This is a genomic window from Streptomyces sp. V4I8 (assembly GCF_041261225.1).
Taxonomy (GTDB): Bacteria; Actinomycetota; Actinomycetes; order Streptomycetales; family Streptomycetaceae; genus Streptomyces.
Genome location: NZ_JBGCCN010000005.1, coordinates 21,356 through 41,316, shown reverse-complemented (window position 1 = coordinate 41,316; position 19,961 = coordinate 21,356). Strand labels below are relative to the sequence as shown.

The 19,961-nt window shown below is 67.3% G+C and carries 14 protein-coding genes and 5 pseudogenes; 10 read left to right on the top strand and 9 right to left on the bottom strand.

What is annotated here, in order from left to right; all coding sequences use genetic code 11:
- Positions 1 to 120: 120 nt before the first annotated feature.
- Positions 121 to 1,518: an IS1380 family transposase gene (locus ABIE67_RS50670; protein WP_370251787.1), complete on the top strand. Its 1,398-nt coding sequence runs from the start codon at positions 121 to 123 to the stop codon at positions 1,516 to 1,518.
- A 404-nt stretch (positions 1,519 to 1,922) separates the two neighbouring features.
- On the opposite strand, the gene ABIE67_RS50665 is transcribed toward ABIE67_RS50670, so the two are convergent.
- Positions 1,923 to 2,702 carry a transposase family protein gene (locus ABIE67_RS50665; RefSeq protein ID WP_370269876.1) on the bottom strand — a complete coding sequence of 260 codons (780 nt, stop codon included), beginning with the start codon at positions 2,700 to 2,702 and terminating at the stop codon, positions 1,923 to 1,925.
- 311 nt (positions 2,703 to 3,013) lie between these two features.
- Complete coding sequence (locus tag ABIE67_RS50660; RefSeq protein ID WP_370269872.1) at positions 3,014 to 3,520, bottom strand: hypothetical protein; 507 nt, start codon at positions 3,518 to 3,520, stop codon at positions 3,014 to 3,016.
- 2,071 nt (positions 3,521 to 5,591) lie between these two features.
- On the opposite strand from ABIE67_RS50660, the gene ABIE67_RS50655 reads away from it, so the two are divergent.
- Positions 5,592 to 6,944, top strand: a complete 1,353-nt coding sequence (locus tag ABIE67_RS50655) for a hypothetical protein (RefSeq protein WP_370269868.1) — start codon at positions 5,592 to 5,594, stop codon at positions 6,942 to 6,944.
- Between the two features lie 113 nt (positions 6,945 to 7,057).
- Here the strand turns inward: ABIE67_RS50655 and ABIE67_RS50650 are convergent.
- Positions 7,058 to 7,874, bottom strand: a pseudogene (locus tag ABIE67_RS50650) (IS5 family transposase).
- Positions 7,875 to 8,838: 964 nt separating this feature from the next.
- Here ABIE67_RS50650 and ABIE67_RS50645 point away from each other — a divergent pair.
- Positions 8,839 to 9,027: a hypothetical protein gene (locus ABIE67_RS50645; RefSeq protein WP_370269864.1), complete on the top strand. Its 189-nt coding sequence runs from the start codon at positions 8,839 to 8,841 to the stop codon at positions 9,025 to 9,027.
- A 9-nt stretch (positions 9,028 to 9,036) separates the two neighbouring features.
- On the opposite strand, the pseudogene ABIE67_RS50640 reads toward ABIE67_RS50645, so the two are convergent.
- Positions 9,037 to 9,918, bottom strand: a pseudogene (locus ABIE67_RS50640) (IS5 family transposase).
- 346 nt (positions 9,919 to 10,264) lie between these two features.
- A complete protein-coding gene (locus tag ABIE67_RS50635; RefSeq protein ID WP_370269862.1) occupies positions 10,265 to 11,353 on the bottom strand; it encodes a transposase in 1,089 nt (362 codons plus the stop codon).
- Positions 11,354 to 11,562: 209 nt separating this feature from the next.
- Between ABIE67_RS50635 and ABIE67_RS50630 the strand changes: the two genes are divergently transcribed.
- The gene (locus ABIE67_RS50630; protein ID WP_370252171.1) at positions 11,563 to 12,033 is read left to right on the top strand and encodes a helix-turn-helix domain-containing protein; all 471 of its coding nucleotides are present in this window, start codon (positions 11,563 to 11,565) and stop codon (positions 12,031 to 12,033) included.
- Complete coding sequence (locus tag ABIE67_RS50625; protein WP_370269621.1) at positions 12,018 to 12,704, top strand: IS630 family transposase; 687 nt, start codon at positions 12,018 to 12,020, stop codon at positions 12,702 to 12,704. The genes ABIE67_RS50630 and ABIE67_RS50625 overlap by 16 nt, the downstream gene beginning before the upstream one ends.
- Positions 12,705 to 12,899: 195 nt before the next feature.
- Here the strand turns inward: ABIE67_RS50625 and ABIE67_RS50620 are convergent, their stop codons facing one another.
- The 4 genes and pseudogenes from ABIE67_RS50620 to ABIE67_RS50605 all read right to left on the bottom strand — a co-directional run bounded on the left by ABIE67_RS50620 (position 12,900) and on the right by ABIE67_RS50605 (position 16,345).
- Positions 12,900 to 13,250 (bottom strand): hypothetical protein, encoded by a 351-nt coding sequence (locus ABIE67_RS50620; RefSeq protein WP_370270848.1) that lies wholly within the window; start codon positions 13,248 to 13,250, stop codon positions 12,900 to 12,902.
- A 60-nt stretch (positions 13,251 to 13,310) separates the two neighbouring features.
- Positions 13,311 to 13,896: pseudogene (locus ABIE67_RS50615) on the bottom strand (transposase family protein); the annotation flags it as partial.
- Positions 13,897 to 14,182: 286 nt separating this feature from the next.
- Entirely contained in the window at positions 14,183 to 14,953 is a 771-nt protein-coding gene (locus ABIE67_RS50610; RefSeq protein WP_370269860.1) for an XRE family transcriptional regulator, read from the bottom strand.
- Positions 14,954 to 15,101: 148 nt separating this feature from the next.
- Positions 15,102 to 16,345: pseudogene (locus ABIE67_RS50605) on the bottom strand (IS256 family transposase).
- A gap of 313 nt (positions 16,346 to 16,658) precedes the next feature.
- Between ABIE67_RS50605 and ABIE67_RS50600 the strand changes: the two are divergent.
- The 5 genes and pseudogenes from ABIE67_RS50600 to ABIE67_RS50580 form a co-directional block, all read left to right on the top strand.
- Positions 16,659 to 16,904, top strand: coding sequence for a hypothetical protein (locus ABIE67_RS50600; protein WP_370271013.1), 246 nt, complete (start codon positions 16,659 to 16,661; stop codon positions 16,902 to 16,904).
- A gap of 76 nt (positions 16,905 to 16,980) precedes the next feature.
- The gene (locus ABIE67_RS50595) at positions 16,981 to 17,445 is read left to right on the top strand and encodes a hypothetical protein (protein WP_370271012.1); all 465 of its coding nucleotides are present in this window, start codon (positions 16,981 to 16,983) and stop codon (positions 17,443 to 17,445) included.
- A gap of 75 nt (positions 17,446 to 17,520) precedes the next feature.
- Positions 17,521 to 18,189 (top strand): class I SAM-dependent methyltransferase, encoded by a 669-nt coding sequence (locus tag ABIE67_RS50590; protein ID WP_370271236.1) that lies wholly within the window; start codon positions 17,521 to 17,523, stop codon positions 18,187 to 18,189.
- Between the two features lie 145 nt (positions 18,190 to 18,334).
- Entirely contained in the window at positions 18,335 to 19,084 is a 750-nt protein-coding gene (locus tag ABIE67_RS50585; RefSeq protein ID WP_370271235.1) for a transposase family protein, read from the top strand.
- A 24-nt stretch (positions 19,085 to 19,108) separates the two neighbouring features.
- Positions 19,109 to 19,839: pseudogene (locus ABIE67_RS50580) on the top strand (ISAs1 family transposase); the annotation flags it as partial.
- Positions 19,840 to 19,961: the final 122 nt, after the last annotated feature.

The window sequence follows — 19,961 nt, the reverse complement described above, 5'->3', positions numbered from 1 at the left end:
GAATTCATGGCGCCCGGTGTCGCAGTGACAGTCGGTCACATCATGAAGGAAGGGTGCTTCCGACCTGCGATGATTCAGCTTCTCTAGGACTGGATCACGTGCAGGGGAGGCACCCTTCCGGTGTCGAAGCGTACAGAGTGGGCCGATGATCTGTCGCTGTCCGCAAGCGGGAAGAAGCTGGTGGGCAAGGCGGGCATCGTGCCGGTGCGGCGTCTGGCGGACAAGGTCGGGCTGACCGACGCGCTCGGGGCTGCCCTGGTGCGGCGGGGCTTCCGTCCCGTCCATGATCGGGGAACGGTCCTGGTCTCGGCGGCCTGCGCGGTCCTGCTGGGCGCGCGGTCGATGGCCGGGATCGATGTGATGCGCCAGACCTCGCTGGTCCTGGGCAGCCCGGCCTCGGCGTCCACGCTGTGGCGGACCCTGGAGGCGATCGGACCGGTCCAGCTGACGAAGATCGCCTCCGCACGGGCCCGGACCCGTATCCACGTCCACCAGCAGCTCGACCTGCGCCCGGGCGGCTTTCCCTGGATCAAGGTCAACGGGCGGGAGCTGACCGGTGTCACGGTGCTGGACCTGGACGCCTCAGTCGTCCCGGCGCATTCCGGCAAGGAGGGAGCCGAGCCCAACTTCAAGGGATATGGCCACCACCCGCTGTTGATGTTCTGCGACAACACCGAAGAACTCCTGGTCAACCGGCTGCGGCCGGGATCGGCGGGATCCAACACCGCCGATGACCACATCTCGGTGAGTATCGAGGGCCTGCGTCAGCTGCCCACCCGCCGTCGGCGCCGGGTCCTGTTCCGCACCGACGGCGCCGGAGCCACGATGGAGTTCCTCACCTGGATCACCTCCGGCGGCGGCAACGCGGCCAACCGCTGGGAGTACTCCGTCGGCCACACCCGCGACGACGACTTCTGGAAGGCCCTGGCCAAGGTCCCGGCCACCGCGTGGACGCCGGCCCTGGACCACAAGGGCCAGCCGCGCAAGGACGCCGACCTCGTCGAGATCACCGACATGCTCGACCTGACCGGCTGGCCGGAAGGGATGCGGGTGATCGTTCGCCGCGAACCCATCCACCCCAAGTACGAGCGCGAGCTCAAGCCGTACGAGAAGAAGACCGACTACCGCTACCAGGCCATCGCCACCAACACCACCGGCGGGCAACTGCAGTTCCTCGACGCCCGAGCCCGCTCCCACACCCACGTCGAGGCCGGCATCCGACGCGGCAAGGCCCTCTCCCTCAACCTGATGCCCTCCCGCTACTTCAAGGTCAACCAAGCCTGGTGCACCCTCCTCGCCCTGGCCACCGACCTCGCCCGCTGGTTCCAACTCCTGGCCACCGAAGGCAAACTCGCCCGGGCCGAGCCCGCCACTCTGCGCACCCGACTCCTGGACGTCCCCGCGAAACTCGCCGACCACGCCCGAAGACGCGAGCTGAAATTCGACCCCGCCTGGCCCGCATCCACCGACATCGTCGACGCCTGGGGCGCCGTCCAGGCCCTGCCCGCCCCCGGCTGACTGCCACCCCACCGACCCCGATTCCGGAAGGAGGAGACCCGCCCCGTCCTCGGCCCGTGGAAACCGACGACCACCCGTGACGACACACGGGCCGGAACGTCACCACCACCCGAAGGACGAACCAGGACGAAACCTCAACCTCGACCGATCACCTCAAGCCGGCGCGCGCACGTGAATGATCGAGGCCGGTGCCCCACGACTCCGGGGAACAGCAGCGGCACCCTGTGCGGCGCCCGCAGAACACCCGCCGCGTGGCGTTGCCGAGCGGCGAGTGCCGTCGCATTCACCCAGGTTTGCAAGCGAAGGTTAGTCACTGCCAGATGCGGGCCGCACACCCCTTGTACCTGGAGGTCTTTCATGACGTAGGACACGATCAACAAGGTCCTGGAGGCTTATTCACGGGGTCACCAGCCGTTCTTATAGAAGGCGAGGGCGGTGACGGTCTTGGCGACGAGGGGGAACCGGGTGAGAGGGCCGCGATAGCGAGTGGCGAGGACCTTCCAGTCCTTCAGATGTGCGATCGCTCGTTCGACGGCGGCGCGGAGCTTGCCGATGCTCTGGTTGAACACTTTGTCTTTGACGGGGCGTTCCTGACCGGGTGGCTTGCGGCGGGCGGTGAGCATGCCGGAGCCGACATAGCCCAGATCCCCCATGCTCTCCCGGTCGGCGAAGGCTTTGGGAAAGTGGGACTGGCACCAGGCGTACATGTCGTGCCGACTGCCGGGTACCGGCGCGGAGACGGCGAGCAGGTCCCCGCTGAGAGTGGCGGCGACCTGCAGGTTGAAGCCTGTGTCACGATGCTTGCCGGAGAACATCGTGGTGCCCTCGCTCGCCCAGTCCCACGTGGTGACCAGGGTCCCGTCGACCAGGACGATCCTGCCGTGTGAGGCGTCGGCGGGGTCGGGCACATGCTCGGCCAGGGCCGTCTCCACCACCGGGAGCAGCGTGGTCCACCGGCGCGAGACGGTGGCCTGGGAGATGTGGAACAGTTCCGCCGCCGCTTGCTGGACGGGGTTCTGCCGCAGCAGGAACAACACCAGGACCACGGACTTGTACAGGCCCAGCGCCCACATCGGTCCCGGCACCACGGGCGGATCGGGGTCCTCCACCAGCATCGTGTGGACCCGGACCACCAAGGCCTCCAGTTGATCCGCTTCCAGCCCTGTCGTAACGTTCCAGCTCAACGGCCCTGCCCCGGTGGAAAACTGACGTCGTCGCAAACGCCAGGCTACCGAGCAGGGCCGTCTTGCTGATCAAGAAACCAAGCCCGTGAATAACCCTCCTGGACGAAGTCATACAGCGTCCCCGGCGCCGTGCTGCCTATCAGTGGCTGGGTGAGCAGGAACCGCGATATGCGTAAAGCCTCGCCCCACCCGCCCTTTCCACCCCGCCAGGGCCGACCCGCTCACCTCGATACCTGCGCCACCGGCTTCGCCCATCGGCGCCGCCGCGCCGGGGTCCACCTGATCATCCCGCCGGCTGAGAGCAGGAAGGTTCATTTTTCGGCAACTTGCTGCATTAGATCAGCAGAGAAGACGATGTTGCAGTAATGATTCCCTTTCCTCTCATGTACGGTCTCCTTATCCCCTTTGTTCGTCTCGTGATGGGCGCTCTTCTTGGTCCATGCGCATCCTGGAGTGATAAGGAGTAATGCAGGTCGCTTCGATTTCAAATCCAGTGAGGTGGCGGAGATCGACTTTACGTCTCGCTGCTCGACTTCCGTGATGATGAAGGTGGCCGTCTCGCCGTCCGATCGCTTGATGTGGATTTTGTCCGCGACCTTCAGGAGGGATCCGTTCGGAACAAGTGCCGGGCCGCTGGGTGTCCTAAAGCGAGCAACGAGCACCGAAACGCCATTTTCGCCCGGAGTGACACTGTGGGAGTACCACCCCGGCCTTTTTGCCTGATCAACGGATGGCATCTGGAGATTTCCGTGTTTGTCAACTCCTAGTTTCAGCATGGAGCTTGCATCGACCTTCACAGCCGGGATCTTCAGCCCCACCGGGATCGACCTGTCCATAGGTGACCCGGCTTTGTGGTCTAAGCTGCTGTGATTCTCGGATAGATCGTCAGAGTCGGCACTGCATGCTGCAAGGCCTGCGCCAAGGGGGGCCAGCAGCGCGATAGCCAGCATGAGGCTGCGGAAAGTATGACGAGCGGAAGAATTTGTGTGCATTGAGACTCTCCGAGCGGACTGAATACGTCAGAACGTCGGCACAAGATACTCGAGCCACCTTCGCGTCGCCTTGAATCAGTGCATCTGAGAGCGGAAGGTCATCAAAGTCGGATGATCGCGCCTTGCGGGCAATCGTTGTTACTGATGTGGTGCAGACCTCCGATGCCGTTGATCGTCAGGAGTGAATGTGGCGATGGGATGGGGCTTTGCCAGCGGTAGGTCGTCGGCGGGGTTCTCAGTGGGGTGTGCCGGCGGATGTGGTGGTCGGTCGTTGATCGCTCTCGTGTGGGGTGTTTTCTCTGGTCAGTGGACTTCTGAGCGGTTCGCTAGGCGGGTCGCCGGCAGGATGTTGATGGCGGGGTGATCTCCAACGCCGCGGCTGCAGCGGTGAGTTGGTCCTAGTGGTGGAAGCCGAGGTGTTGGAACAGCGTTCTGCCGGAGGTGGTGATGGTCGGTCGGCTAGGGCCAGGCCTCGCGGCGGTCAACAGGGTCAGGCCCAGCCGGATGTGGGTGGCAGGAGCGGTTACTGGTGGGGCGGTAGGGCGGTGGGGAGTGCCGGGGTGGTCGCGTGGCGATGCGAGTTCTGCCGGCCGCGGGTGGCGAGTTGCTCACTCTGGTGAGTGTGCTGAACAGCTGGGCGCGAGCAGACCTGCGTGGAAGGGGTGGCCGATCCTGTATGTGCCGGATGAGGTACTGCTCGTCGCTGTGGCTGTGGCTGTGGGTACGGGCGTCGGTGTGCCGCTCTGTGCCCAGGGCGTACTCCAAGGGCGGGTTCGGCGGGGGATGCCGGTAGTGCTGTCGTGAAGTGGGTGTCACCGTCCGCCTGCAGGCATGACACCAGCAGCTGCGACGGGCGGCCGTGTCGATACGCGGGGCCTTTCGAGCCACCGCTCAACGTTCGTCGGAGTCGGCCGCGGCCGTGGGAGGGCACTACGCGGTGGAGCGGAACCGCTCTGCCCTTGCCGGGGCAGCCCGGTGATGGCGGACCGCAGCACACCGCTGGAAGTGGGCCGAGGAGTCCTGAGCGCTTCAGACCGCATCATGACGAGGCACGGGCCTGGGGCGGGATCTGTTCGCCGAGGCGCGCAGAGCAGCCGGCCTCTCGCGATCGCCGGGCGGGAGTGACCGCCGCCGCGGGTGCAGGTCTGCGCAACGACGTCGAGCCTGCCCATCGGCCGCGTAGCTCATCCTGACCCTGTGCTCCTCGTAAGGATGCCGCCGCGTCCCTCATTCTTAACCTGTAAGACAATTCTCCCCGGCGTACACCTCCGCACGCGGCATCTCACGGAGTGCCTGCCAGCCGGTCCAGGGTTGACGCAGGTCAAAGACCACTTTTGCGCTTGGTTGGATCGCTGACTTCCTCTGCTGCCCTTGTCCTGCGCCGACCGAAGGACGAGCGGCCAGGGGTTTCCCGCTCTCGCGAGGCATGGCAATGACCGGCAGACGGTGAACCGCCACGCCCTCCCCCCCATTCGTCCATCTGCTGTCCGGTGTGACGTTGGCCCCGTGTTCTCACTCTCGAAGATCGGGTGTGATGGGGGCTGGTCATTCGGGCGAGGCGCGGTTGTCCGGCTGGCGGGTGCTTTGTGAGGGGCGTGAGTAGTGGCTGTCTTCGACTGCGTGCTCTGCTGAGGCCATGCGGAACGTGAGAGGCCACAGACGGGGTGTGCGTAGCCGCCAGGGGTATGCGCTGTTGGGCGCTGTGCTGCTTGCGGTGGGCGTGCTCGGTGCTGCTTCCTGGCAGGCGGGAGCCTCGCGGACGGGCGGCGCGGGTATGCCGAGCGCGTGGATCGGTTTCAAGGACGGCCGGCTCGTTTACCGTGCGGATGCGTATGGAAACCGCATTCCGGACTTCTCCTCCGTTGGCTATCACCGCGGGGATCGGGCCGTCCCCCGCTTGCCTGTCGCTGTCACGGTGGGCCCGGCGGGGTCCGGTGACGACACGGCACGCATTCAGACCGCTGTGCAGCGCGCCGCGGCTGGTGGCGGGGGTGCGGTGCTGCTGAAGCCGGGGACCTACCGGATTGGCGGTACTGTGCGCCTGAACCGGTCGGGCGTCGTCCTGCGCGGGTCAGGGGCGGGAACGGTCCTCACCGGCACCGGAAAGCCCCATACCCTGGTCACGATCGGCGGCCGCGGGAAGATCACCCGAGACGGTGTGGCCCACCGCATCACGGACCGCTATGTGCCCGTGGGCTCCGCCACGGTGCATGTGGACGGCGCCGCACGGTATTTCGCGCCCGGGGACCGCATCGTCGTCCAACGCCCCATCGGGAACAAATGGATCCACGAGATCGGGATGGACCGTATTCCGCCACGCCGGGACGGCGGGCCCGTCGTCCAGTGGCGAGCTGGCCCCGGTCACCAATTTCAGCGCACTGTCCGACGCGTCAGCGGCAATACCATCAGCCTGGATGTCCGGCTTCCTCAGGCACTCGAGAGGAAGTACACCAACGCCACGGTGTGGAAATACCAGTTCCCGGGCCGGATCAGTGAAGCCGGCCTGGAAGACCTCACCGCCAACGGGCAAGCATTCGAGTCCGACCCGTCATGGCAGAGGGAGGGCTACTTCGACTCGAGGCTGGTCAGCGTGGACAACGCTGAGAACTCGTGGGTGCGCTCGGTCACGGCGACTCGCTTCGGCCAGGCATTCTCCTTCGGCCCTGGCGCGCTGCACAGCAGCATCCTCAACACCCAGTCCCTGGACGTGTCGGTTCCGTCCAAGGTCCAGGGCACACCAGCCGCATACTCCATCTCCGGCCAGCAGACACTGATCCGGAACTGCAGAGTAAAGGGCACCAACGTACAGCCCTGGGCCACCATGTCCCGCGTCCCGGGACCCAATGTGATCACCAACTGCACCGCCGTCAACACCGGATCAGGCCTGCTTCTCGCGGGACCGCACCAACGCTGGGCGACGGGCACGCTCTATGACCGAGTCCGCATGAACGCCACCGGCACCCTCGCCGTCGAAGACCGCCGGTCGATGGGCACCGGACAGGGGTGGGCCGGCGCCAACAATGTGCTGTGGAACTGCTCGGTGGGCACCTACGACGTGGAGAAGCCACCGACCGCCTACAACTGGGCGATCGGCTGCACAGGAGCACAAGCACCACCACCCCCCGACCGCAATCCGGGCCAGTTCCAGTCACCCGGCAGACACGTCCACCCCGCCAGCCTCTACGAACAGCAGCTCCACGAACGCCACAACCGCGCCCGGCCGGCGCACCCACCGGCTCCCCGCTCCTGAAGACCGCGCCCCGGCGCCTTGGCCGACACAGCCGCTGACGACTCGACACTCTCCTGCTCGGCCACGTTCTCACTGGTCATCGATGCACCTTCCATGATCGGGAGTTACTGGCCCTAACAAAGCCTCTGGACATGCCGGTGGGTGATCAGGCAGACGGCGAGTCCGAGGAAGGCCTCGTGGATGTCGTCTCGTCGTTCCCACCGGATCCGCAGGCGGCGTCAGCCATGCAGCCAGGAGATTGTCCGCTCGACAACCCAGCGGAAAGTGCCCAGGCCAGTGCCGTGCGGCTGTCCTCGCTCGGCGATCGCGGGCCGGATGCCGCGTTGCCGCAGGAGCCGCCGGTACTTGTCGTGGTCGTAGCCGCGGTCGGCGAAGAGCATGTCGGGCCGCTTGCGCGGTCGGCCGACGGCTCCCGCCACTGCCGGAATCTTGTCCAACAAGGGCAGGAGTTGAGTGACGTCGTTGCGGTTGCCGCCTGTCAGTGACACCGCGAGCGGGATGCCCTGCCCGTCGGTGAGGACGTGGTATTTGCTGCCCGGGCGTGCGCGGTCGACCGGGCTGAGTCCGCTTTTGGGCCCCTGCGCGCGGCCCGGACGTGGGAAGAGTCGATCACCGTCCGCGACCAGCCCAGCTGGTTCTTCGACCGCGGCTTGTTCAGCAGCAGCTGGTGCAGCTGGTCCCAGACGCCGGCCTCGTCCACGCAGCCAGGCGGCGCCAGCAGGTCATGCCCGAGCCGAAGCCCAGCTCCTGGGGCAGGTACTCCCACTGGATGCCGGTATGCAGCACGAACAGGATGCCGCACAAAGCCTGCCGGTCCGGCACGCGTGGCCGTCCCTCCACCAGTTTTGGCGCTGGCTCGGGTAGCAACCGCTCGATCAGCGACCACAGTTCGTCCGACACGATCCACGGCCGTGACTGACGCTTCCCCATGCCCTCATCAACGAGCGATCAAGCCGACAGTCACATGATCAACCCGCTTTTGTTAGGGCCAGTTACACCGAACGATTTACAGTCCCTGTTGGGGGCATGGATGAGTGGGCCGTGCGAACAGAGGACGGCGCCACCCTTGAGGGCGATTTTCCGTCGGTATGGTCCAGGCGCGGGGGACGGCTGAGAGCTGCTCAATCTCTCAAGCGGTGGGTGGCGCGTGGTGGAGGCGACGGATGCGTTGTTTCGCGCCATGCCTCGAAAAACGCTGATCGTGGCGGAAGCCGTCCAGGATGACCCGCACTATTCGACCGGACGCGTGGGTGAGCTGGCGACAGTGGATTTGCAGCTGACCTCTGGTCAGCCGGAGAAACTGGTCAAAGGGGCGCTCGACAGCGGCAATGGACACTCGGTAGAAATCTGGAGAGTCCCCGACGAGACTGGTCTTCTCAGCATGGCGTGCCCCAACTCGCCTCGGTGCCAGGTGAGTTACACCTGGACAAAGTTGAGCCGGGCGGATCAGAGAGGACGAGGGGGGAGCCAGTGCCGTGCTGGGCGCCTGCCGTCGCGTTGCGCACGTCTCGACGCTGTCGCCCGGGAACGGGCACCTCGCCGTGTACGCCGCTGAGAGCGCCCGCACCGGCCTTCTCCTGGGCCCAGTCTCCGGGCAGGAAGAACCGGGGAAGTGAGAGGACTGACTCAGGTGACAACGCTGCGCACCCTGGAGGACGGTGTCATCGGCCTGCGGTGCGACACCGCGGGATGTACGAGGGGTATCGTGGTACCTCACGCTTCCAGCGCCTTGACCGCCCGCCAGTTCGCCATGCGGTGCGGTTGGTCGACCCCGGCGGTGACCGCGTCGGCCATGGGCAATCCACGTGCCTCCGATTACTGCCGGCCCTGCACCAAGGAACGGGCGCGACGTGCCGCGACCTGTCCCCGCTGTGTGGGAGGCAAACTGTTCGACTTGCTCGGACATACCCGTGCGGGCCACCTGGCCGCCCGTGCCCTGTACCAATACGACGCATCTCTTACCGGGGAGGAGGTCGCCCGCTTCTCCAGGGAAGAACTGCTGGCCGTACCGGCCGTCGGTAACCAGATCGCCGATTGTGTCGCGACTGCCGTCGCCGAGGCCTACGGCATCGTGCACAGCTAGGGTCCGTCTTCAAACGGATCTTGCCCAGAGCAGGAACGACGCGAGTGTGACCGCCGCTTCGTAGGAGGTGGCGGTCTTTTCGTATCTGGTGGCGATGCCGCGGAAGCATTTGAGCTGGCTGAAGCAGCGCTCGATGATGTTGCGTCGGCGGTAGGTCTCCCGGTCGAATCCTGGTGGGCCTGCCGCCGCGGCGGCCTCGGCCCAGTCGGTGGCGTCGCTGGTCGATCTTCTCCGGGATGATGTGCGCGATTCCGCGCTTGCGCAGGTAGGCGCGGAAGCCGCGAGCGCTGTAGGCCTTGTCCGCGATGACCTGATCAGGCTTGCAGCGTGGCCGGCCGAGGCCGGTGCGAGGGACGCGGATCCGTTCCAGAAGAGGGCCTGCGCAGACGCTGTCGTGGCGTTGGCCTGGCGTCAGGAGGATCGCAAGCGGGCGGCCCTTGCCGTCGCAGGCGAGGTGAATCTTGGTGGTCAGGCCTCCTCGGGATCGGCCGAGGGCGTGATCGTCCGGTTCGTCCTGCCGCTGCTGCCCCCTTTTCGGCCGGTAGCGGCAGCGTGCTGGTGGGCGCGGACGATGGTGGAGTCGATCTGCACCAGCCAGTCGATGTCGCCGGCCGCGTCAGCCCGGGCCTGGATCTGCTGCAGGGCCCGGGTGAACACGCCGTCCAGGGCGTAGCGGCGGAAGCGGGTGTACACCGTCTGCCACGGACCGTAGCGTTCCGGCAGGTCACGTCAGGAGATCCCGGTCCGGATCTTGTGGACCATCCCGTTGATGACCTGCCGGTCTTCCACGCGAGGCCGGCCCGTGGCGGCCCGCGGTATCAGCGGAGCGAGTAACTCCCACTCCTGATCGGTGAGTTCATGACGACGTACCGCCCCACCATGATCCACCATCTGATGATCTTTGAAGACGGACCCTAGCGGTGGTTTGTTAGCTCGGGCAGTAGAGGTCAAGAGGTCTGCCGGAGCCGACGGTGTTGATCAGCTCCTGGAGTGCTGCGGGCGGGGGTTTGGGTGACCATGCCCGCCAGTAGCGTTGCAGCGTGGCCCAGGGCGTCAGCCAGCCACGGACGGCCCGTAGTGCCTGGGGCCAGCAGGCCGGTCGGTGCTGCTGGGACGCGGGTTCTCCCCCTCTCTGCCGGTCCTGACAGTGCGTCGGGAGCGGATGGCGGGCCGGCCAGGGCGGGCGGAGGTGGGTCGGGGGTGAACCAGGTGTTCCAGCAGAAGCTGAACGCACAGTTCACGAGGGTCTGGTGGCGGCGGATGGCGGTGTCGGAGCGGACCTGGAAGTCGGCCCAGCCGAGTTCGTCCTTGACCTGTTTGTAGCTCTGTTCGACCCAGTGCCGCAGCCCGTAGATCCGCACGACTTCGGTGAGGTCAGCGGCCGGGTGCCGGCTGTGCTGCTCGCGGGGTGAGCCGGGGCGGGGCAGGTTGGTGGCCAAGTACCAGGTGGCGTTCTCGGGCAGGGTGGCCGGGTCGGTGGTGGCCACGACCAGCCGGATCGCGCCGTTGGGCCCCCCCAGCCCAGCTGGGCGTCGGCGGCCCACCAGGTGGTGGTGCGGCCGTCGCGGAAAGCGCGGGTGACCGGCTGCCAGTCACCGGGCTGCTCGGGACCCCGCCAGGCCAGCTCGCGGGCGGCATCGACGGGCCGGAAGGCATCTTTGTACTGCCAGCTGCCGTGGCCTCGTTTGAGGGCCATCACGAATGGCAAGTGGGCGTCGGACAGTTCACGGCGGAAGCTGTCGTGGTCGCCGTAGGCACAGTCGGCTGCTACCGCCCGGAAGGACACCCCTGCTTCTGCGGCCTGACGGGCCAGGAGGGCCCCGATCTGCAGCTTCGTACGGAATGCGGGATCACTCTTGCGGCGCGGGAAGTGGTGGGCGGGGGTGTAGGGGACGGCGTGCAGCGGGTAGTAGACCCGCTCGTCCGCCCAGCACGTGGTCACGGTGACCACACCGCGGTCGATCTTCCCGACCGAGCCCAGGTACTGCTTGCCCACGTGCGCGGTCGCATGACCGTCCTTGCGGTCACCGGAGTCGTCGACGACCAGTACCCCGCCCGGGTGCGGGGCAGTGGCCGCATCGGCCAGCAACAGCTCCAGGCGGCGGGCGTTGACCGCTTCCCGGTCCCAGGTCGACTCGGACAGGAAGAACTGCAGCCGCTGGGCTGCCGCGTGCTGGGCACCGACCACGGGTTCCGTACCGGCCAGGCAGGTGAGTGTCTTGTTCCGGTCCCGCGGCAGCAGCAGCCCGGCCAGGTACTCGCGAAACCCCCGGCGCTGAGCCAGCGTGGAGAAGAGGTCATCGAACCGGGCAGCGTACGCTTCCAACGGACCTGGAGCGGGCGTACACGGCAGCCTCTTCGTCATCTCGGGCTCCCCCAGACCGTAGTTACCGCCTTCACCTTCACGGCCTACTCCCGGACGAACCCGCCGTCAACAAACCACCGCTAGTGGTGTGTCGCTGCTTAGTTCTGGTGTGTCTGGTTGGGAGGTTGGTGCCTCAGATTCCTTCCCCTTTGCCAGACAGGGCTGTTGTCATGGGTTCGCAGAAGAAGTGGCCGGTCAGGTTGACTGCGCGGGACCGCGAGGAGTTGGTCCGGGTGACCACGACGGGTGTTCGTGGAGCCTCGATGATCATGCGTGCGCGAGTGTTGCTCGCACTGGACACCTCGGTGGGTGAGGTGGATTCCAAGGAGATGATCGCGACCCGGCTTGGCGTCTCTGGTGAGACGTTGCGGCTGGTCGCCAAGCGCTTCACCGAGACCGGCGGCGATGTTCACGCCACAATCGCACGGAAGAGGCGCGACCTGCCGCCGGTGCCCTCGCCGGTGACCGGTGAGGTCGAAGCCCGGCTGATCGCGATGGCGTGCTCCCAGCCGCCCCAGGGCTATGCACGGTGGTCACTGCGGCTGCTGGAGAAGCACGTCGCGCTGGTCGAGGACATCCCTGATCTGGACCACTCCACCATCGGGAGGATCTTAAAAAAACGGAACTGCGTCCTCACCTGAAGAAGTGCTGGACCATCCCACCACGAGCGAACGCGCAGTTCGCGGCCCGGATGGAAGACGTGCTGGCCGTCTATGCCCGGCCCTATGACCCGGCACGTCCGGTGGTGTGCATGGACGAGAAGCCCTACCAACTCCTCGACCATGCCCGCGGCCCGCTCCCGGCCCGACCTGGCCACGACGCCTGCCAGGACAGCGAGTACATCCGCTGCGGCACATGCTCCATCTTCGTGTGGGTCGAACCCTTACGCGGGTGGCGTCGCGTGCAGGCACTGTCCCAGCGGACCCGGATCGACTGGGCCGGCCAGGTCAAGCAGCTGCTGAGCGTGGACTACCCAGCAGCCGAGACCGTGGTGCTGGTGATGGACAACCTCAACACCCACGACATCGCCTCACTGTACGAGGCATTCGAACCAGAAGAGGCATTCGCCCTGACTCAACGCCTCGAGATCCACCACACGCCCAAACACGGGTCATGGCTCAACATCGCCGAGACCGAACTCGCCGCGCTGAGCAGGCAATGCCTCGACCGCCGGATCGGCGACCTCAACACACTCAACACCGAACTCTCAGCCTGGCAGAACGCCACCAACACCGACCAACGTCAGGTGGACTGGCAGTTCACCACCCACGACGCACGCATCAAACTGCGCCACCTATATCCCAAAAATTAGCCGCGACAGTCTACTACAACGGTGCCCCAGACCAAAGTCCGGGGCGCCGACTTCTTGTCGTCAACCCCTTGAGACGGATCGGCAAGGCGGTGCCGACACGGCACCGAGCGCGACAGGTTCGATAATGCCAAAGGAGTTCGGATGAGGGCCAACGCGCAGTTCAGGCGACTGCCGAACAAGACGCGGGTGACGTGATCACAACTGGGTCCACGGGCGAGCCTCGCCTCCCGTCAACGGCACCCACACCGACCCGGATGGACCATGCTCCTCGATGTCCTCCAGGACAACGGCTCCCAGCTGAACCTCGCGGGCGAGGGCCGCGACGAGTGGATGCTGAGCGGCCATCGCCTGCAGATCGCGGATTCGATTCTCCAGTCTGGGTCGGGAGGCGCCGGTGAGGACGAAGAGCACGCGGGGGAAGACCGGGTACCAGCGCAGCCACGCAGGTCCGGTGGAGGCCGGCCGGCGGCGGCCGACGGGCTGGGCTTCGTACTGGAAGAGCCTCGCGTACTCGATCAGTTTCACGGCCAGGCGCTCGCTGCTCATCGTGCTGCGATCGACTTCCACGAACGCGCGCAGCTTCCGCCGGTGTCCGCCGTCGACGACCGTGCAGTTCCTGCAGGGGCCTGCGCTTGATGCCGGTGCTAACCCAGGGGCCGCCGCCCTGGTAGGCGAGGTCGGCCAGGATGGGAATGCCCTGGCGCTCGCAGATCCGGATGATCCGGTGGGTGCGGGCAGCGGTCAGGTCGTGCGCTCGGCCCGGCAGGGCGGGTGAGAGCCACAGCAGCCGGCCGCCCGGATCGGTGACCACCTGCACGTTCACCCCGTGCCGACGGTGCTTGGCAGAGTAGTCGGCCCGTCCGTCGCCGACCCGGTCGCACTCGGCGAGCGTGCCGTCCAGCAGGACGAGGTCGGGGTCGGCCTCGCGCAGGACCTTCAACAGACCCGGCCCCCGTTCGGCGAGCAGGCGGATGACCGCGCTGGTGTAGGCATGGGCGGGGGACTCGCTGATCCCGAACCCGGCAGCGATCTTCGCCAGGGTCGTGTGTTCGCGCAGGTACACCAGTGCCACCATCGCGCGCTGAGACGGGCGGAGCTTGCAGCGCCGGTCGCCCTCACGGGTGACAACGAGCATGGTCACCCACTCCACGAGCGCATGAGGCAGGTCGAGTGCGGCAGGATAGATGACCAACGAGGCCCCCGAGCAACGTGGTTGAGACGTCAGACATCTCCATCAACAGCCCAGGGGCCTCGCCCGTTGCGCTTCCCCGGCCGTCACCTGATCGGTGGCCAACTCGAAGAAGCTCAGTGTTCGCGACGTACGCGTCAGTCGGGAAGCTGCAGGCGCACGTGGCCGGCCTGGGCGCGTTCGACTTGATGGTCGTGGACGAGGCGCACCGGACTAGCGGGGACGGGCTCAAGCCGTGGGCTGCCGTGCACGACCAGCAGAAGATCCCGGCCGCGCGCAGGTGTCTGGGTCAGACCTCGGGCGGCCGGTCGTAGGCGGCGAGCGTCGCCCGGTTCGTCGACGCGTCCTGGAACACGAGCTCCCACGGGCCCGTGTTGACGTCGAACTCCTTGCCGAAGCCCACCCACTTGCCTGTCATACGGCGCCCGGTCGGCTCGACGAGCAGCTGAACCGCACCGTGATAGCGGGCTCCCCGGTAGTAGCCGTCGGTTGCGGTCTGCTCGGTCCACGTGCCGGTGGCGACGTGCCCGTCGATCTCCAGGTCCATCGTCAGCGGCGAGTTGGGGTTCGACGACCCGTTCGGCAGGGAGCGGGCGGTGAGCCGGTTGCCGTGCTGGAGGAGCACGACGTAGTGCAGGCCGGTGAAGGCGGCGTCCCGCCCGGAGCTGAAGTACTCGTACTTCGACAGCCACACCCCGGAGTAGTTGCGGTGCGCGCCTTGGGGTTCGCCCTGCGGAGTCGGGGTCGTAGGAGTGACGGCGGGGGCGGGGGCCTCCATGTCGTGGCCGCCGTGGCCGTCCTCGGTGACGCGGGCCATGGGCACAGTGATGGTGAAGCCGAGGGATTCCAGCGGGAGGCCGGTGACGGCTTCCAGGGCGCGGGCGTAGACCGGGCGCGGGGCCGTGGTGGTGCCGGACTCCCAGCGCTGGACGAGCCGCTTGTTGGCGTCGTTGGGCTGTCCGGCGCGGTTGCCGGCGTCGCGGATGGCGCGGGCGAAGTCGTCCTGGGACATGAGCAGGCCCATGCGGGCCGCTCGCAGTGCGCTGTTCGGTGTGGCCATACGAATCACGGTAGACCTCCACTGCATGGAATGACACCGAAATGACGCCCGGCATGTCGCCGGTTTGACGTCTGCAAGGACGCCGCGCAACTCCCTGTAACGGGAGGACCTTGAATCCGGATGGCGTCCCGTGTGATGGTGTAGGCGATCATTCTCCGGTGGTGTTCGGGGTGCCGGGGAGCGCGCGGGTGGTGTTCCCGGCGTGTTCGTCGGCGTAGATGGCGGTCATGCTGCCCTCGGGGAGGTAGCGGCGGGGGAAGGCGATCCACTCGTCGTGTAGTTCGCTGAGGATGGCGGTGACCAGGCGCTGGAGTGCGGCGGGGTTGGGGAAGACCTGGACGACGTCGGTGCGGCGTTTGATCTCCCGGTTCAGTCGTTCCAGGGGGTTGGTGGACTGGATCTTTTTCCAGTGCTGGAGGGGGAAGACGGCGAACGCGGTCAGGTCTTCCTTCGCGTCCAGGAGCATTTCTTTGACCTTGGGGAACTGCTCGCCGAGCATGTCGGCGACGGTGTCCAGCTGGGCTTGGACCGCTTGGGCGGTGGGCTGGGCGAAGACGGTGCGGATGGTCGCGGCGACCATCTCGCCGGTCCCCTTGGGGATGTGTGCGAAGCAGTTGCGCAGGAAATGGACACGACAGCGCTGGTAGGCGGATCCCAGCATGACCTTGCGGATCGCCTTGACCAGGCCGCTGTGTGGTCGGCGATGACCAGGCGCACCCCGGACAGGCCGCGCTCGCGCAAGGAGCGCAGGAACTCGGACCAGAATGCCTCGCTCTCGCTGTCGCCGACAGCGGTCCCGAGGACCTCGCGGCCGCCGTCCTCGGTGATGCCGGTGGCGATGACCACGGCCTGGGAGACGATCTGGTGGTTCACCCGTACCTTGCAGTACGTCGCGTCCAGGTAGATGTAGGGGAACCGGGTGTGGTCCAGGGGCCGGGTGCGAAAGGCGGTCAGCGGCTCGTCCAGCTCGCCGCAGATCCGGGAGACCTCGCTCTTGGATATCCCGCTGTCCCCGCCCAGGGCCTTGACCAGGTCGTCGACGGAGCGGGTGGAGACTCCGTGGACGTAGGCTTCCATGATCACGGCGTAGAGTGCCTGGTCGATGCGGCGCCTGCGCTCGAGCAGGCTGGGGAAGAAGCTGCCGGTGCGGAGCTTGGGGATCTGAAGGTCCAGGTCGCCGGCCTGCGTGGTCAGGGTCTTGTCGCGGTGCCCGTTGCGGAACGCCGTTCGCGAGGCAGTGTGCTCGTTCCACTCGGCACCGATGTGCGCGGCGGTCTCGGCCTCGATCAGTTCCTGCAGCATCCGCTCGGCCACACTGCGGACCAGCTCGATTCCATCGGACGAGCGTAGTGACCGAAGCAACCGCAGTAAGTCATCCTGGGACAGGGCCATCGTGCACTCCCATCGCTTGAACTGGCGTTTTAGCAGGGAGAGTTGCACGGTGGCCCACCCCTTGGTCAGGGAGCGGCCACCCCCATCAGGCGTGCGCCCCGGGCAGACACCCGCGCACACCCACACCTCGATCGCCTACACCACGTCGCAGGACGCCATCTGAATCCGTGACCGATACAGGCAGCGACAGCGCGCACCCCGGCCTAACCGTCAGCGTCTACCGGATCAACCCGGTGACACTGGAGCGCACGCCCGTGCGCACGCGGGCCCTCGCACCGCTGGACATACCCGTCATGAGCCTGGCCTTTCCCCCGTGCGAGTGCCCGCGCTGCCGTACCGCGGGAGCGTCTCGGTGAGCCCGATGTGGGACGACCGCGAGGAACGCGACGCCGGTATCTGCTGCGCCTGCGGCGTTCACACCGCCGACGGCATAGTCCGCTGGATGCCCCGCAGTTCCGGGCCCGACGTCCGCCTGATCGTCCACGCCAGGGGCGAGGACTGCACCCCGCCGGAAACCGACCCGCCCCTCCGGCTGGCCCGCCGCCCCGCCAGCCGCTGAAGCTCCTCCCGCCGCCGTGCGGGAGGCCAGACGCCCTCAATCCCGAGGGCGCTCGTCCACACAACAGGAGGACAACGTGATCACCGCGTTAGAACGTCCCGTGGGCACCACCGACCCCGCCGCCCTGGTCGACCCCGAGGTGACTGGCCGGCTCGTCCGCCGCATAACCGTCGACCACCCGGACGTCGGCGAGGCGACCGCGCGCCGCATCGTCGGCCAGGCGGCCGCGTTCGTCGCCGCCTCCGGCCCGGAGCCCGGACGGATGCTCGTCCCGAGCCGCATGGTTGATATCGGGTGGCACGCGTTCATCCTGCACACCGTCGACTACGCCCACTTCTGCCAGCGGGTCGTCGGCCACTTCGTCCACCACGTTCCGACCGGTGAAAACGAAGCTCCCGAGGGCGGCGCCGCCGCGGCCCGGGAGCGCACCCTCGCCGCCATCACGGCCGCCGGGTACACCGTCGACGAGGAGCTGTGGCCGGACATGGCCGACTGCAACCAGTGCCACGCCGGATGCCACGACAGCCCCAAGAGCGGCTGACACGGCAGCACCATCTGTAAGACACTCCAGCCGTCCGGCCCCAGCCGGGCGGCTGGCCCTATGAGCGGAGACCACGTGACAGACACGGCGATCGCCTGGGACACCTACTCACGGCAGCGGCCCGAGCGCCGACCGGTGAACTCCCGCGGCGAGACGACCTGGTTCAACTGGACCCAGTACGAAGACCACGGCCCCGGCGCCGAGTTGCTCGACCTGCCCGCCGAAGGGCGCGTCCTGGACCTGGGCTGCGGCAAGGGCGGCAACGCGGCACACCTGGCCTCGCTCGGCACGCACACCGTCGGCGTGGACGTCTCGCATGTGCAGCTGCGCGCGGCCGGCCAACGGTGGGGCGAGGTGCCGGGGCTGGAGCTGCACCACACGGAGGCGATCGCCTACCTGCAAGGCGCCGGGGAGCCGTTCGACGCGGCCTACTCGGTGTACGGGGCCGTCTGGTTCACCGACCCGGACCTGCTCCTGCCCGTCCTGCGTGAGCGACTGCGGCCGGGCGGCCGACTGGTGTTCTCGCAGCGGCCGCCGGTGGAAGGCTGCTACGGCTGCCAGGCCTCATACATCCCGCGCGGCGCCAACGAGGACCCACTCCTAGTGAAGCGCTGGGACTACGAGCCCGCGGTGTGGGTTCAGCTGCTCACTGAGCACGGGTTCGTAGAGGCGCGGGCCGCGGTCCTCCCGGCGCCTCCTGGACAGCGCAAGGTCGGCACCCTGATCGTGTCTGCCCACGCCTGACCGCGGCCCGTGTTGCGGACTTGTGGCAGTGAGCTTCTTCGAGTTGGCCACCGATCAGGTGACGGCCGGGGAAGCGCAACGGGCGAGGCCCCTGGGCTGTTGATGGAGATGTCTGACGTCTCAACCACGTTGCTCGGGGGCCTCGTTGGTCATCTATCCTGCCGCACTCGACCTGCCTCATGCGCTCGTGGAGTGGGTGACCATGCTCGTTGTCACCCGTGAGGGCGACCGGCGCTGCAAGCTCCGCCCGTCTCAGCGCGCGATGGTGGCACTGGTGTACCTGCGCGAACACACGACCCTGGCGAAGATCGCTGCCGGGTTCGGGATCAGCGAGTCCCCCGCCCATGCCTACACCAGCGCGGTCATCCGCCTGCTCGCCGAACGGGGGCCGGGTCTGTTGAAGGTCCTGCGCGAGGCCGACCCCGACCTCGTCCTGCTGGACGGCACGCTCGCCGAGTGCGACCGGGTCGGCGACGGACGGGCCGACTACTCTGCCAAGCACCGTCGGCACGGGGTGAACGTGCAGGTGGTCACCGATCCGGGCGGCCGGCTGCTGTGGCTCTCACCCGCCCTGCCGGGCCGAGCGCACGACCTGACCGCTGCCCGCACCCACCGGATCATCCGGATCTGCGAGCGCCAGGGCATTCCCATCCTGGCCGACCTCGCCTACCAGGGCGGCGGCCCCTGGGTTAGCACCGGCATCAAGCGCAGGCCCCTGCAGGAACTCACCCTCACCGAGAAGACCCTCAACCGGGCCCTGGCCGCGGCACGGGCACCGGTCGAACGCGGCGTCGCACGCCTGAAGTCCTGGCGGATCTTCCGCAGATCCCGATGCAGTCCAAACCGCATGACGTCAATCGCCAAAGCCGTCCTCACCCTGGAGCGGCAACGCTGAAGAAGCTCACTGTTCCCGAAGCGGTTGTTGCCTGCGGAAACGACGGTCCGGCGGCTGCTGGCCCGCATCGACGGCGACGCGCTGGACCGGGCGGTCGGACGCTGGCTCGCCCACCGCCGCCCGAAGGCGACCGGGCTGCGCGGCCTCGCAGTGGACGGCAAAAGCCTGCGCGGCGCGGCAAAAGCGAAGGGCCGCAAGATCCACCTGCTCGCCGCACTGGAGCACGCCACCGGCCTGGTCCTGGCCCAGCTGGACGTCGGCGAGAAGACGAACGAGATCACCTGCTTCCAGCCGCTGCTGGACACCGTCGCCGACCTGGCAGGATTCGTCGTCACCAGCGATGCGATGCACACCCAGCGCGAGCACGCCGACTACCTCCTGGGCCGCAGCGCCCACTACATCGTGATCGTCAAGGCAACCAGAAGAAGCTGCGCCGACAGCTCAAGTCCCTTCCTTGGAAGGACATCCCGCTCCAGGGACGCACCCGGGGCATCGGCCATGGCCGCTCGGAGATCCGCCGGATCAAGGTCGCCACCGTGAACAGCCTCCTCTTCCCCGGAGCCCGCCAGGCTCTCCAGATCAAGCGCCGGCGCACCGACCGCAAGACCGGCAAGACCACCGTCAAGACGGTCTACGCCGTCACCAGCCTGACCGCCGAGCAGGCAGGCGCGGCCCAGCTCGCCGAACTCGTCCGCAACCACTGGAAGATCGAGGCCCTGCACCATGTCCGCGACACCACCTTCGCCGAGGACGCCTCCCAGCTGCGGACCGGCAACGCGCCCCGCGCGATGGCCACCTGGCGCAACCTCGCCATCGGAGCCCTCCGCACGGCCGGAGTGAAGAACATCGCGGCCGGCCTCCGCCGCAACGCCCGCGA

Excerpts from the sequence above, each read along its gene's own strand:
- ABIE67_RS50630 (WP_370252171.1), top strand. The coding sequence starts at position 11,563 with ATGGGTTCGCAGAAGAAGTGGCCGGTCAGGTTGACTGCGCGGGACCGC.
- ABIE67_RS50620 (WP_370270848.1), bottom strand. The coding sequence starts at position 13,250 with ATGAGCAGCGAGCGCCTGGCCGTGAAACTGATCGAGTACGCGAGGCTC.
- ABIE67_RS50610 (WP_370269860.1), bottom strand. The coding sequence starts at position 14,953 with ATGGCCACACCGAACAGCGCACTGCGAGCGGCCCGCATGGGCCTGCTC.